Source organism: Streptomyces sp. NEAU-174 (assembly GCF_052665095.1).
Window position 1 is genome coordinate 211,088 of sequence record NZ_JBQTCE010000004.1, and the last position, 14,403, is coordinate 225,490.

Here is a 14,403-nt window from a genome sequence, read left to right on the forward strand (position 1 = left end):
GTTGACGAAATATATTGGCGTGCGCATGCTGGTCCGCATGCACCCCCATCAGGACGGCCCGCTGGCCCGGCTTCGGCGGGGCCACGAAGACTTGGTACTGGACCTGTTGCGCAAACACGGCCCGCTCAGCCGGGCCGAACTAGGCCGGCACAGCGGGCTCTCCCGGACCACCCTCAGCGATATCGTCACCGAGCTGATCGAGAGCGGCGCGGTGGTCGCCACGGCGCCCGGAACGGCCCCGCGCAGGCGGGGACGGCCGGTGGAGGCGCTGACGCTCAACCCCAGCGCGGGCCAGGCCATCGGTATCGACTTCGCCCGCCGGGCGGTGCACGTCTCCGCGGTCAACGTCGCCCACGAGGTGATCGGTTCGGCCAGTGAGCCGCACGACCCCGGGCTGCCCTGGGAGGAGCGGATCGCGCTGGCCGAGCGGCTGGTCGGCACGCTCGCCGACGGCGCCCTGCGGCTGGGCGCGCTGAACGCCATCGGGGTGGGTGTGGTCGGCCCGGTCGAGGACTCCGAAGCGGGGCCCGACGCGGGGCCCGCGCAACCGTGGCCCTCCGCCGATCTGCCCGCCCTGCTGCGCAAGCGCTTCGAGGCCCCGGTGCTGGTGGACAACAACACCCGGCTCGCCGCGCTCGCAGAGGCCACCTGGGGCGCCGCGGCGGGCGGTCAGGACGTGCTGTATCTGCGGCTTTCGCACGGTGTGGGCGGCGGGCTGGTGGTGGCCGGCGCCCTGCACCGCGGGGCATACGGACTGTCCGGCGAGTTCGGGCATATCGCGGTCGAGTCGGGCGACGGACGATGTTCGTGCGGCGCCACCGGCTGCCTGGAGACGGTGGCCTCGGTGGGCGCCGTACTCGCCGCCTACCGCCGCGCCGGCGGCCACGCGGACGGCCTGGCCGCGCTCCTCGGGGCGCTGGAGGCCGGCGATCCGGTGGCGCTGCGCACACTGGAGGCGGCCGGCACCCATATCGGCACCGTGCTGGCGGCGGTGTGCAACGCGATCGGCCCCGGGGTGATCGTGCTCGGTGGTGAGCTCGCCGCGGCCGGCCCGCCGCTCTTCGAGCCGGTCGAACGGGCGCTGCGCGCACACATCATGCCGATCTCACGGGACCGTGTGGACCTGAGGCCGGCGACGCTCGGCGAGGCCGGTGGCGCCCTGGGCGGTATCGCCCTTGTCCTGCGTGAATCCCCCCTGCTCAGCCATTACCCGGCCCGTCCGGGCTGATCCGGCCCGGTCCCGGGCCGAAGAGGAGGACCCATGTACCCCGCGAGGCGTCCATGACGGTGGTCACCGCGCCCGAGAAGACCCCCACGACACCACAAGCGCCACGCGGCGCACGACGCACCGTCCATCCCCTCGTGTTCAATCTGATCGCCCTCGTCCTGGCCATCGCCCTCTGGTCGCTGACCGCCGCGGCGGGGCTCGCGGACATCCCCGGACCGCTCTCCGTGAGCTCCCGGGCGCGGGAACTGCTCTCCGACGGAACCCTCACCGAGGACGCGCTGGCCAGCCTCCAGCGGGTGCTCCTGGGGTTCGCGCTCGGCACCGTGGTCGCCGTGCCCGTGGGCTTTCTGATGGGCTGGTATCCGGTGGCCCGGGGCCTGCTGGAGCCGTACGTCCAGTTCTTCCGTACGATCCCGCCACTCGCGCTGATCCCGCTGGTGATCGTGTTGATGGGCATCGGCGAGACGCCGAAGATCTTCGTCATCTTCCTGGCGGCGTTCATGTCCTGTGTGGTGGCCGCCTTCCAGGGGGTGACCGGAGTGGACCGGACGCTGATCGACGCGGCGCGGGTGCTCGGCGCGTCGGACCGGACCGTCTTCCTCAAGGTGGTCATCCCGGCGTCCACGCCGTTCATCCTGGTCGGCATGCGCATCGGACTCGGCGCGGCCTGGGCGACCGTGGTGGCGGCCGAGATGATCGGCGCCCAGAAGGGTCTCGGCTTCGAGATGGTCCACGCCCAGACCTACTACGACGTTCCCACGATCTTCGTGGGTCTGATCAGCATCGGTGTCATCGGCCTGGTCATGGACCGGCTGTTGCTGCTGGCCGAACGCCGACTCACCGCGTGGCAGGAGCGCCGATGAGCCCCAAGATCTCTTTCCGGGACGTGGTCAAGACGTTCCCGATGAAGAACACCACCTTCACCGCCCTCGGCCAGGTCTCCCTGGACATCGGGGACCGGGAGTTCGTCGCGGTCGTCGGCCCGTCCGGCTGCGGCAAGTCCACCCTGCTGTCCATGGTGGCCGGACTGGTGGAGCCCACCTCCGGCACGGTCACGGTGGACGGCGCGCCGGTCACCGGGCCGGGGCCGGACCGTGGGGTGATCTTCCAGCAGTACGCGCTGTTCCCGTGGCTGACCGTGCGCGGCAATGTCGAGTTCGGGCTGAAGCTGGCACACGTCCCCGCCGCGGAGCGCCGGCGGCGCGCCGATCACGCCATCGACCTGGTCGGGCTCGCCGACTTCGCCGACGCCCTGCCCAAGACCCTCTCCGGGGGGATGAAACAGCGCTGCGCCATCGCCCGGGCCTACGCCGTGGACCCCGAAGTCCTGCTGATGGACGAGCCGTTCGGGGCGCTGGACGCGCTGACCCGGGTGCAGTTGCAGGACCAGCTGCTGGACACCTGGACTCAGGAGCGGCGCACCGTCCTGTTCATCACCCATGACGTCGACGAGGCGGTGTATCTGGCCGGGCGGGTGGTCGTGATGGCCGCGCGGCCCGGCCGGATCCACCGGGTCATCGAGGTGGACCTCCCCTATCCGCGGACCGAGGAGATCCGGCTCTCCGCGGAGTTCGCGCGCATCCGCAACGACGTCTGGACCCACGTCTACCACCAGTCACCGGCCGGCTCCGCCGCCTGACCTCGTTCCCGAACCGCACTTTCGAAAGGACTCACCCGAGATGAGGATGAGCCGACGCGACTTCATGATCTCACTCTCCGCGACCGGGGCGGCACTGTCGGTGGCGGCGTGTTCGTCCTCCGGCAGCGGTGGCGGTTCCACGGTCAGGTTCGGCTATATCGCCGACTACAACGGCGCGAGCCTGCTGGCCATCGCCGAGGAGCGGGGCCTGTGGAAGAAGCATGGCCTGACCGCCGAGCCCAAGGTGTTCGTCAACGGCCCGGTCCAGATCCAGGCCCTGCGCACCGGCAATCTCGACTACGGCTACATCGGTCCTGGCGCCCTGTGGCTGCCCGCCTCCGGCAAGGCCACCATCGTGGCCATCGACACCCTCACCTACGCCGACCGGGTCATCGCCAGGCCCGGTATCAGCTCGATCCAGGACCTGAGGGGGAAGAAGGTCGGCGTCCCCGAGGGCACCTCCGGTGAGATGGCGCTCAATCTGGCGCTCCAGAAGGCCGGGATGACGATGAAGGACATCTCGAAGGTGGTGATGGACGCGCCCACCGTGGTCTCCGCGTTCTCCTCCGGGCAGATCGACGGCGCCGGGATCTGGTATCCGCTCATCGACACCATCAAGGAGAAGGTGCCGGGGATGAAGGAGGTGGCGAGCACCGAGGACCTCCCCGGCTCCTCCTTCCCCACCGCGTTCGTCTCCGCCGCCAAGGCGAAGCCGGAGCGCGATCAGAAGGTCGTGAAGGTCCTCCAGGAGGCCAACGACTGGCGGGCCGCGCACGCCAAGGAGTCCATCGCGCTGGCCGCGAAGCTGCTCAAGGCCGATGAGGCGAAGGTCGCGGCGGACGCGAAGCATGTGAAGACGATGACGACCGCCGAGCTGGTGGCCAGAACCAAGGACGGCACCGTCGAGAAGTGGCTGGACGGCATGAGCCAGTTCTTCGTACGGACCGGACAGCTGCCGAAGGCCCCCGAACCGTCCTCGTTCTACGCCGGTGACCTCTACACGAAGGCAGCCGCCCGATGAACCTGCTGTTCCTGATGACCGATCAGCACCGCGTCGACACCCTCGGCTGTTACGGCAATCCGCATGTGGCCACGCCGAACCTCGACCGGCTGGCGGCGACCGGGACCCGCTTCGACCGCTTCTACACCCCCACCGCCATCTGCACCCCGGCGCGCGCCAGTCTGCTCACCGGACAGGCCCCCTTCCGCCACCGGCTGCTGGCCAACTACGAGCGCAACGTCGGCTATCTGGAGGATCTGCGCGAGGACGCGTTCACCTTCCCCGGCGCCCTGGCCGAGCGCGACTACCAACTCGGCCTGGTCGGCAAGTGGCATGTCGGCACCCACCGCAACGCCGCCTCGTACGGCTTCGACGGACCCGATCTGCCCGGCTGGCACAACCCCGTGGACCACCCGGACTACGCGGCGTATCTGAAGGAGCGGGGGCTGCCGCCGTACCGGATATCGGATTCGATCCGCGGCACCACGCCCAACGGCAATCCGGGCAATCTGCTGGCGGCGCGGCTGCACCAGCCGGTGGAGGCCACCTTCGAGCACTATCTGGCCACCCGCGCCATCGAGCAGCTGGAGCGCTACGCCGCGGACGGGCGGCCGTTCTTCCTGGCCACCCACTTCTTCGGACCGCATCTGCCGTATCTGCTCCCCGACGCCTACTTCGACCGCTACGACCCCGACCTGGTGGACCTGCCCGCCTCGATCGCCGAGACCTTCGAGGGAAAGCCACCGGTACAGCGCAACTACAGCGCCCACTGGACCTTCGACACCCTCCCCATCGAGGTTTCCGCCAAGCTGATCGCGGTCTACTGGGGCTATGTCACGCTGATCGACGAGCAGATCGGGCGCATCCTCACCCGCCTCGACGAACTCGGTCTCGCCGATGACACCTCGGTGTTCTTCACCGCCGACCACGGCGAGTTCACCGGCGCCCACCGGCTGCACGACAAGGGCCCGGCGATGTACGAGGACATCTACCGCATCCCCGGCATCATCCGGATCCCCGGGCAAGCCCCACAGGTGCGCCAGGAGTTCGTCAGCCTCACCGACTGCACCGCCACCATCCTGGACCTCGCGGGCTGTGACACCTCACCGGCCGTGGACAGCCGAAGCCTGGTGCCGCTGGTGCGGGGCGAGCATCCGCGGTGGCCGGCCGAGCTGCTCGCCGAGTTCCACGGCCACCACTTCCCGTATCCGCAGCGGATGATCCGCGACGAGCGCCACAAGCTCATCGTCAACCCCGAGTCGGTCAACGAGCTCTACGACCTGGACGCCGACCCCCATGAGCTGACCAACCGCTATGAGCACCCCGAGCTGCTGCCCGCGCGCCGCCGTCTGATGCGCCGCCTGTACGACCTGCTGCGGGAGCGCGGCGACAACTTCTACCACTGGATGACCCCGATGTTCGACATCGGTGACCTGGACTACGACCCGAGCCTGAGCTCCTTCGAGCCGGAAGGGACCGCGTAGATGAGACGAAGCCGTAGCCGCAGCCCTCGACACAGCCCTGGCACGCTCGTCGCCGCACTGCTGTGCGCGCTGCTGGCCGGGCTGTTGCCCGCGGCCCGGGCGACGGCCGCCGCACGCCCGGCGGCGGAGCGCGCCACCACGGCCGACCAGGCGGCCACCTACCACAACCCCCTCACGGCCGGAGTGGTCGACACCTTCCCCGACCCGGTGATGATCCGGGGCAAGGACGGCCTGTGGTACGCGTACGGCACCCAGAACCCGGTGTTCCAGAGCAAGGGCGAGGACGGTGAGCGGATGCTGCCCATCCTCCGCTCGGCCGACCTGGCGCACTGGGAGTACGCCGGGGAGGTCTTCACCCCGGAGACCAAACCCGGCTGGCACAAGGGCGCCCGGCTGTGGGCCCCCGACATCCGCTATGTGGACGGCCACTACAACCTCTACTACTCCGTGTCCTCGGAGAACACCGTCGGCGTGGCGACCGCGCCCACCCCCACCGGCCCCTGGACCGACCGCGGAGCCGTACTGCCCTCGCCGAGCGGCTGCGCCACCGGCAATATCGACCAGGCCCAGTTCACGGACGAGGGCGGTCAGCCGTATCTGTACTGGGGCAGCTACGACACGATCTGCGTGGCGAAGATGAACGCCGAGCGCACCCGCATCGAGGGCGCGGTGACCGAAGTGGCGCAGGGCCGCCGGATGGAGGGCGGGTTCGTCGTCCGGCGCGGTGGCCACTACTACCTGTTCTACTCCGACGCGGGGTGCTGCGACGGCGCCTACAGCGGCTATCAGGTCAAGGTCGGCCGGGCGACCAGCCCGACCGGGCCCTTCGTGGACGACCAGGGTGTTCCGCTGACGGCCGCCACCAGCAAGGGCGGTGTGGTGCTGACCGCCAACGGCAACGGCTGGATCGGCCCCGGGCACAACGCCCTCCAGACCGATCTGTCCGGCCAGGACTGGCTCGTCTACCACGCCATCTCCTCCGACGACCCGGATCTGAAACCGGCCGCGGGCGGCACCCTGAAGCTGTCCAAGCGGCCGATGCTGATGGACCGGCTGGACTGGATCGACGGCTGGCCCGTGGTACGGGCCGGGGCCGGTGCCTCCCAGGGCGCACAGCGGGCCCCCGTGGCCTCCCCGGCCGCGGGCGGCACCTTCAACGACGGCTCGCTGAAGGGGTGGCACGGCGGTGGCGGCTCCGGCACCAGCGGCTGGAGCGTAGGCCATGAGCGGGACGCACAAGGCTTCGTCACACCGCGCGGGAATCCCACCGACCCCGCCCACCTGGTCTCGGACCGGTCCGCCCCGGCGGCCCGGCGCGCCGAGGCCGATCTGCGGGTCACCTCGGCCACCGGCGCGGCCGGGCTGCTGGCCGGCTACTCCGGCCCGGACGACTTCGTGGTGGCGTGGCTGGACCGGGAGCGCAACGCACTGGTGACGGACGTACGGGTCGACGGCCGCAGCCGTGGCACCCGTACGACCCCGCTGCCGCCCGGCTTCTCCTGGGACACCTGGCACAACGTGGCGGCGGAGATCCGCAGCAACCGGATGACCGTGGAGGTGAGCGCGGACCGGCTGCGGGACGCGGTGGCCACCCAGGAGCGGCCGCTGCCCGCGGCGGCGGCCCGCTCCGGCAAGGTCGGCGTGGCCGCCCGGGGCGCCGGCGCGGCGGCCGACAACGTGGCGGCCTCGGCGCTCTTCACACCGGTCACCAGCCGCGTCCCCGAGCATGAGCCGGGCCCGCTGCTGCCCGCCTACAGCGATGACTTCGACACCGCCACCGTCCCCGGCACCACCGCGGGCTCGCCTTGGGTCTGGGTGCGCGGACCGGCGTCCGGGGTCACGATGTCCGACGGCGCCCTGTCCTGGCCCACCCAGGGGGCCGAGCTCTATCTCGGCACCAATACGGCGTCGGTGCTGACCCGGGACGCTCCCCCGGGCGACTACACCGTGGAGACCAGGCTCCGCTTCGCCCCGGGGCGGGCCAATCAGCAGGCCGGGCTGGTGCTGTACGGAAACGACGACCGCTACTACAAGCTGGTGCACGCGGTGCTGCCGGTGAGCCACGCGGACGGGAAGACCACACATCTCACCGAGTTCGCGAAGGAGGGCGAGCGTCCCACCACCACACCGCCGACGCCGGTGGCCTACGGGCCGATGTTCGGCGGCCCGCCCGCGGACACGCTGTGGATGCGGCTGTCGTACCACGCCGACACCGCGCGGGACGAGACCGAGGTGCGCGCCGCCACCAGCACCGACGGTGTGCACTGGGTGCACACCGGAGTCTGGACCCTGCCGACCGTGAGCAAGCTCAGGATCGGCCTGGTCGCGCAGAACACCGCGGGCGCGCTCGCGCGCTTCGACTACCTGCACACCTATCGCGGCTGACCCGCCGAGTGGCCCCCGTCCTATGCTGATCACCGTTGTTGACGCGAGACGGGGGCCGCTTCGGTGGCCGGAAAAGGTGAAAGAGCGTGGCCAAGCCTGTACGTGCGGCTATCGGGGACGTGTGGATCACATGTGTGTTCTGCAAGGGCGACCTCTTCCGGGATCGCGAGGTGAAGCTCAACAGCACCGGCATGGAGCTGTTCAAGTTCGGCTGGGCCAACGAGTCGGCCACCGGGCTGATCTGCTGGAACTGCGGTTATGTGCACCTTTTCGCCAACAAGGACGTCGAGCTGTACAAGGTGAAGAAGGGCGAGATCTAGCCAGGCCCACCGGGAGCCGTCCCAGGTCGTGGCAAAAGTTGCTGCGCGGGATCTTTACATCGATGTAAACGGGTGATGGCATACCCCTGCCCGGTCGAATCCCCCGCCCTCCCGGAGATCCCATGGCCCACCCGGACATCACCTCGCCCGAGGTGTCGAACGGCGTTCCACGACCCGAATATCCCCGCCCCAGTTTCGTCCGTGCGGACTGGCTCAATCTCAACGGCGCCTGGCAGTTCGCCTTCGACCCCGGCGACAGCGGACTCGAGCGCGGTCTGGTGCACCAGGAGCTGGACGGGCGGATCCTGGTCCCGTTCTGCCCCGAGTCCGAGCTGTCGGGGATCGGGGACACCGACTTCCACCCCGCGGTCTGGTACCGGCGCACGGTCCGGATACCCGCGGGCTGGGCCGGCCGCCGGGTGCTGCTGCACTTCGGGGCCGTCGACCACGACGCCACCGTATGGGCCGACGGCCGCGAAGTGGCCCGGCACAGCGGCGGCTTCACCTCCTTCACCGCCGACCTCGGCGTGGTGGCGGGCGCCGATGGCGGCGACGCGGAAGTGGTGATCGTCGTACGGGCGCGGGACGCCCGCCACGGCCCCCAGGCACGCGGCAAGCAGGCCACCGACTACGCCAACAGCGACTGCCACTACACCCGCACCACCGGCATCTGGCAGACGGTGTGGGCGGAGCCGGTGCCCGAGGTCCATCTGCGCAGGCCGCGGATCACCCCGGACCTCGCGTCCGGCGCCTTCCACCTCGAACTGCCGCTCAGCGCCAACCGCCCGGGCCACCGGCTCACGGCCCGGGTGAGCGACGCGGACGGCCGGACGGTGGCCGAGGCGAGCGTACGGGCCGACCTGGATCTGGCCCCCCGTATGGTGCTCGCGCTGCCCGAGGACCGGCGGCGGCCGTGGTCCCCGGATGACCCCCATCTGTACCGGGTGCGAATCGAGCTGCTGGACGGCGCCGACGAGGCCGTGGACCGCGCCGAGTGCACCGCCGGGCTGCGGTCGGTGGCCATCGACGGCAAGCGGCTGCTGCTCAACGGCCGCCCGGTCTTCCAGCGGCTCGTCCTGGACCAGGGCTGGTACCCGGACGGGCTGATGACCGCGCCCGACGACGCCGCCCTCGTCCGGGACATCGAGCTGTCGCTGGCCGCGGGGTTCAACGGGGCGCGGCTGCACCAGAAGGTGTTCGAGGAGCGTTTCCTGCACCACGCGGACCGGCTCGGCTATCTCGTCTGGGGCGAGTTCGGCGACTGGGGAGCCAGTACCGGGCGCACCACCCAGGACAACCAGCAGCCCACCGCCGGATTCATCGCCCAGTGGCTGGAGGCCGTGGAGCGGGACTACTCCCATCCGTCGATCGTGGGCTGGTGCCCGCTCAACGAGACGCACCAGGAGCTCCACGACCGGCAGACCGTCCTGGACGATGTCACCCGGGGCATGTTCCTGGCCACGAAGGCCGCCGACACCTCGCGTCCGGTCCTCGACGCCTCCGGCTACTCCCACCGCGTGGCCGAGACCGATGTGTACGACTCGCACAGCTATGAGCAGGACCCGGAGGCGTTCCGCCGCCAGATGGCGGGGCTGGACAAGGACGACCCGTATCTCAACCCCGACAACCGCGGGAACCCCGGACGGAAGGACACCGACGGGGTGTGGTCGCTGCCGTACCGCGGCCAGCCCTACTTCTGTAGTGAGTTCGGCGGCATCTGGTGGAATCCGGAGGAGGCGGATGAAGCGGCCGGGGACGACCGCGGGGTGTCCTGGGGCTACGGGCAGCGGCCGCGGACCGAGGAGGAGTTCCAGACCCGCTTCGCGGGGCTGACCGGGGCGCTGCTCGACGACCCCCTGATGTTCGGCTACTGCTACACCCAGCTCACCGATGTGTTCCAGGAGCAGAACGGCATCTACCGCTTCGACCGGAGCCGCAAGCTGGACGTGGAGCGGCTGCGCGCGGCGCAGCAGCGCCCCGCCGCCTTCGAGCGCCCGTCCGGTGAGGAGGGGCGATGAGCGGCCTGACACGGCGTGGTCTGCTGAGAGGCGCGGTGTACGGGGCGGGTGCCGCCGTGTCGACGTCCGCGCTCAGCGGCTGCGGTTCGATCGCCGGAAGCGTGCGGAGCGCGGAAGAGATCGAGTACTGGACCCTGTTCACCGGCCCCGACGGCGAACTGATGAAGACCATGACGCGGAACGTGGAGAAGCGCGTGCCGGGGCTCAAGGTCAGGACGACGGTGCTGGACTGGGGCCCGCCGTACTACACCAAGCTGGCGATGGCCTCGGCCGGTGGCCGGTCGCCTGATGTGGCGATCATGCACCTGACCCGGCTGGCGGGCTACGCCCCCGGTGGTCTGCTCGACCCGTGGGACCTCGATCTGCTGGCCGAGTTCGGCCTGAAGCAGGAAGACCTCAACAAGACGCTCGTCAAGCGGAGTCTGTACCAGGGCGACCCGTACGCCGTTCCGCTGGACACCCACCCGTTCGTCGTCTTCTTCGACCGGGACGTCATGGACAAGGCGGGGCTGCTCACCGGTGACGGTCAACTGGTGCCCTTCGAATCGCCGAAACACGCCCTGGAGCTGATGGACAAGCTCCGTAAGGACGGTGGCAAGCTGGGGCCGGTCTTCGGCCACGCCAATGACGCGGCGATGGGCTGGCGGATGTTCTGGACGCTGTTCAGCCAGACCGGCGCCACCTTCGACCTCTCGGGGAAGCGGGCCGAGATCGACGAGGACACCGCCGTCGAGGTGGTGCGCTTCATGGCCGACCTGACGCGCGACAGCCGCACCATGGACGTCCAGACGGCCATCGCCGCCTTCGCCAACGGCCGCTCACCGATGATCTTCTCGGGCGAGTGGGACATGGCCACCTACAAGGCGACCCTCAAGGACAGGCTGGGCGGCTCCCCCATCCCCACCTTCTACGACCGTCCGGCCGGGGCCTCGGACAGCCACGCCCTGGTGCTGCCGCACCAGGACAACCCGGATCCGGAACGCAGGCGGCGCGCCCACCGGTTCGTGGCCGAGCTGGTCCGGTCCGGGCTGACCTGGGCGACGGCGGGCCACATCCCCGCGTACACACCGGCCGTCTCGTCCCCGCGGTACGCACGCTTGCGCCCGCAGTCGGAGTACGCGGGCGCCGCGAAGCAGCTCGTGCTCGACCCGCCGGTGTGGTTCGCGGGCTCCGGCTCGGACTTCCAGACCCGGATGTGCCAGGCGCTCGATCCCGCGCTCGGCGGCTCGTCGTCCGCGCGGAGCGCGGTGCGCACGATGGTCTCCCAGATCAACACCCTGCTGGCCCAGCCGAATCCGGCCTGATCGCGACGGAGTCGCAATGGAAAGGAGCGATGTCATGGCTTCCGTCTCCACGCCCGCCCGGCGGGCCGCGGCCGGATCCTCCCGGCGCGCCGGATTCCGGCGGGCCGCCGCCACGGACCGGCCCCGGTCGGGCGGCGCCGGGTGGCTCTTCGCCACCCCCTTCCTGGTGTTCTTCACGCTCTTCCTCATCGTGCCGATCGGCATCGGCCTGTGGATGAGCTTCACCAACGCCAGCCTGACCGGACACGGTGACGGCACCCTCGTCGGTCTGGACAACTACGCCGAGGCGTTCGGCGACAGCCAGGTGTGGCAGACCCTCGGCAACACGGTCTGGTTCACCGTCCTGACCACCGTCCCCCTCGTGCTCGTCGCCCTGGTGATGGCCCTGCTGGTGTACACGGGGATGCCGGGGCAGTGGCTGTGGCGGCTGGCCTTCTTCGCCTCGCATCTGCTGCCGGTCGCGGTGGTCTACCAGATCTGGAGCATGCTGTTCCAGCCGGACCGGGGGATGCTCAACGGCCTGCTGAAGATCTTCGGGATCGACGGCATCGCCTGGCTGACGGACGAGAAGTACGCGATGTGGTCCATCGCGCTGGTGACCCTGTGGTGGACCGTGGGATTCAACTTCCTGCTCTACCTGGCCGCGCTCCAGGCGATCCCCGACCACCTCTACGAGGCGGCCGCGCTGGACGGCGCCGGGGCGTGGCGCCGGCTGTGGTCGGTCACCCTGCCGCAGCTGCGCCGGACCACCGGGCTGATCGCGGTGTTGCAGGTGATGGCGTCGCTGAAGGTGTTCGACCAGATCTATCTGCTGACCAAGGGCGGCCCGAACGGCGCCACCCGGCCGATCCTGGAGTACATCTACGACACCGGCTTCACCAACTACCGGCTCGGCTACGCCTCGGCGGTGTCGTACGTGTTCTTCGGGCTCATCATCATCCTCTCGATCGCCCAGCTCAAGATCTTCTCGCGCAGGGAGGACTGATCGCGCCATGACCACCGAGACACTCTCCCCCCATACCCCCGGAAAGCCCCGGTCGACCATGCCCCGGGAGGTGGTCAGACGGCGCCGCTACGGCGGCCGTGTCTGGCACCCCTCGCTCGGGACCGGCCCCCTCCCCCGTGTGCTGACGCTGCTGGCGCTGGCGCTGATGACGGTGGTCTGGCTGGTGCCGTTCGGCTGGGGGGTGGACACCTCGTTCAAGACGGAGGTCGACGCGAGCGCGTCGGGCGCCGACTGGATCCCCAAGGCGGGCTTCACCCTCGACGCCTACCGGACCATCTTCGGCCAGGGCAATCTCCCGGTGTGGGCGGTGAACAGCGTGGTGATCGCCGTGTGCGTCACGGCCATCACCGTGGCCATCTCGGCGATGGCGGCGTACGCCTTCTCCCGCACGCTCTTCCGGGGCCGCCGGGTGCTCTTCGCCGTCACCGTCGCCTCGATCATGGTGCCGCCACAGATCCTCATCGTGCCGCTGTTCCGGCAGATGCTCGCGCTGAACCTCGTCGACACCTACGCGGCGGTGATCCTGCCGCAGGTGGTGGCGCCCGCGATGGTGTTCATCCTGAAGAAGTTCTTCGACGGCATCCCGCGCGAGCTGGAGGAGGCCGCCCGGATCGACGGGGCGGGCAGCTTCCGGGTGTTCTGGAGTGTGGTGCTGCCGCTGTCCCGGCCGATCCTCGCGGCAGTGGCCATCTTCGTCTTCATCAACACCTGGAACAACTTCCTCTGGCCGTTCATCAGCACGAGCGATCCGCAGCTGATGACGCTGCCGGTGGGGCTGTCGACCGTGAAGGACTCCACCGGGCTCCGCAACGCCCAGGAGTCGGCCGCCTCCATCCTCGGCTCCGTCCCGCTGCTCATCGTCTTCATGCTGTTCCAGCGTCAGATCGTGAAGTCGGTGGCCACCACGGGTCTGGGAGGTCAGTGAGCGGCAGTGGCGATACCGCCCTCGGTGGACTCGCGGGTGTGGAGGGTGTGGCCGACGACGACCTCCTGGGCCGGACGGTCCGGTGTCCCGATCCGCTCCAGCAGCAGATCGACGGCGTGCCGGGCGATGGCGCTCTTGTCCGGTGCCACGCTGCTCAGGCTCGGTGTGCTGTAGCGCGCGGCCTCGATGTCGTCGAAGCCCATCACGGCCATGTCGTCCGGCACCCGCAGTCCGCGCTCGTACAGGGTCCGCAGCGCGCCGAGGGCCAGCGCGTCATTGAAGCAGAACACCGCGTCCGGCGGTGCGGGCCGGTCCAGCAGCGCCGCCATCGCCCGGGCGCCCTCGGCCAGGTGGTAGCGGGGCGTCTCGCGCTCCAGGAGGGGGTCCAGCGGCAGCCCGGCCTCCTCCAGGGCCTGGCGGTAGCCGGTCCTGCGCAGCAGCGGTGTGCCGATGTACGGCTCGGGCTGGAGGCCGATGGCGGCGATCCGGCGGCGGCCGCCGGCCGCCAGATGGGCCACGGCCTCCTTGGCGGCGGCCACGTTGTCGATCACCACATGGTCGGCGAGGCCGCCGCTGGGGCGTTCGCCGATGAGCACCAGCGGCACGGTGCCGAGGTGGTTCGCCAGCGCGCTGCCGTGCAGGGCGAGCGGGCTCACCACCATGCCGTCCACGACCTGGTCGCCGAGGCCGTGGATCACCGCCGCCTCCCGCTCGCGGTCGCCGAGGGTCTGCTCGATCAGCAGGGTGCGGCCGTGTTCCTCGGCCGTGGTGAGGAAGTGGCGTCCCAGCTCGGCGAAGTACGGGACGTCCAGCTCGGGCAGGACCAGCCCGATCATGCCGGTGCTGCCGCGGCGGAGGTTGCGGGCCACCCGGTTGGGCCGGTAGCCGAGCTCCTGGATGGCCTGCTGGACCCGCTCCCGGGTCGCCGGGGACACATGCACAAAGCCATTGATCACATTCGACACGGTCTTCGGGGAGACCCCGGCGAGCGTCGCCACGTCCTTGACGGTGGCGCTCCGGCCGGCACCGTCCGAGCGCTTCCGCCCCGGTGCCGCTTGGTCCCTGGTGGTCTGCTGTTTCACGGCGGTCACCGA

At 70.2% G+C, this 14,403-nt stretch carries 12 protein-coding genes; 11 read left to right on the forward strand and 1 reads right to left on the reverse strand.

Annotation, left to right across the window (positions count from 1 at the left end; translation table 11 throughout):
- Positions 1 to 25: 25 nt before the first annotated feature.
- The 11 genes from ACT2CW_RS13865 to ACT2CW_RS13915 all read left to right on the forward strand — a co-directional run bounded on the left by ACT2CW_RS13865 (position 26) and on the right by ACT2CW_RS13915 (position 13,309).
- On the forward strand, positions 26 to 1,228 hold the full coding sequence (locus ACT2CW_RS13865; RefSeq protein WP_445517013.1) for an ROK family transcriptional regulator: 1,203 nt from the start codon (positions 26 to 28) through the stop codon (positions 1,226 to 1,228).
- Positions 1,229 to 1,281: 53 nt separating this feature from the next.
- Entirely contained in the window at positions 1,282 to 2,091 is an 810-nt protein-coding gene (locus tag ACT2CW_RS13870; RefSeq protein WP_164426911.1) for an ABC transporter permease, read from the forward strand.
- Positions 2,088 to 2,867, forward strand: coding sequence for an ABC transporter ATP-binding protein (locus ACT2CW_RS13875; protein WP_182467249.1), 780 nt, complete (start codon positions 2,088 to 2,090; stop codon positions 2,865 to 2,867). The genes ACT2CW_RS13870 and ACT2CW_RS13875 overlap by 4 nt, the downstream gene beginning before the upstream one ends.
- A 40-nt stretch (positions 2,868 to 2,907) precedes the next feature.
- Positions 2,908 to 3,888 (forward strand): aliphatic sulfonate ABC transporter substrate-binding protein, encoded by a 981-nt coding sequence (locus ACT2CW_RS13880; protein ID WP_330808576.1) that lies wholly within the window; start codon positions 2,908 to 2,910, stop codon positions 3,886 to 3,888.
- Positions 3,885 to 5,351 carry a sulfatase-like hydrolase/transferase gene (locus tag ACT2CW_RS13885; RefSeq protein ID WP_445516765.1) on the forward strand — a complete coding sequence of 489 codons (1,467 nt, stop codon included), beginning with the start codon at positions 3,885 to 3,887 and terminating at the stop codon, positions 5,349 to 5,351. The genes ACT2CW_RS13880 and ACT2CW_RS13885 overlap by 4 nt, the downstream gene beginning before the upstream one ends.
- Positions 5,352 to 7,736 (forward strand): family 43 glycosylhydrolase, encoded by a 2,385-nt coding sequence (locus ACT2CW_RS13890; RefSeq protein WP_445516766.1) that lies wholly within the window; start codon positions 5,352 to 5,354, stop codon positions 7,734 to 7,736.
- 86 nt (positions 7,737 to 7,822) lie between these two features.
- Positions 7,823 to 8,056, forward strand: a complete 234-nt coding sequence (locus ACT2CW_RS13895; RefSeq protein ID WP_164426901.1) for a hypothetical protein — start codon at positions 7,823 to 7,825, stop codon at positions 8,054 to 8,056.
- A 122-nt stretch (positions 8,057 to 8,178) separates the two neighbouring features.
- Positions 8,179 to 10,074: a glycoside hydrolase family 2 protein gene (locus ACT2CW_RS13900; RefSeq protein ID WP_445516767.1), complete on the forward strand. Its 1,896-nt coding sequence runs from the start codon at positions 8,179 to 8,181 to the stop codon at positions 10,072 to 10,074.
- Positions 10,071 to 11,378 carry an extracellular solute-binding protein gene (locus ACT2CW_RS13905; protein ID WP_445516768.1) on the forward strand — a complete coding sequence of 436 codons (1,308 nt, stop codon included), beginning with the start codon at positions 10,071 to 10,073 and terminating at the stop codon, positions 11,376 to 11,378. Before ACT2CW_RS13900 ends, ACT2CW_RS13905 begins: the two co-directional genes overlap by 4 nt.
- A 34-nt stretch (positions 11,379 to 11,412) precedes the next feature.
- A complete protein-coding gene (locus tag ACT2CW_RS13910) occupies positions 11,413 to 12,363 on the forward strand; it encodes a carbohydrate ABC transporter permease (RefSeq protein WP_138912729.1) in 951 nt (316 codons plus the stop codon).
- Between the two features lie 7 nt (positions 12,364 to 12,370).
- Positions 12,371 to 13,309, forward strand: a complete 939-nt coding sequence (locus tag ACT2CW_RS13915; protein ID WP_445516769.1) for a carbohydrate ABC transporter permease — start codon at positions 12,371 to 12,373, stop codon at positions 13,307 to 13,309.
- Here the strand turns inward: ACT2CW_RS13915 and ACT2CW_RS13920 are convergent.
- A complete protein-coding gene (locus ACT2CW_RS13920; protein ID WP_445516770.1) occupies positions 13,303 to 14,400 on the reverse strand; it encodes a LacI family DNA-binding transcriptional regulator in 1,098 nt (365 codons plus the stop codon). The two genes, ACT2CW_RS13915 and ACT2CW_RS13920, sit on opposite strands and share 7 nt — an antisense overlap.
- Between the last annotated feature and the right edge of the window lie 3 nt (positions 14,401 to 14,403).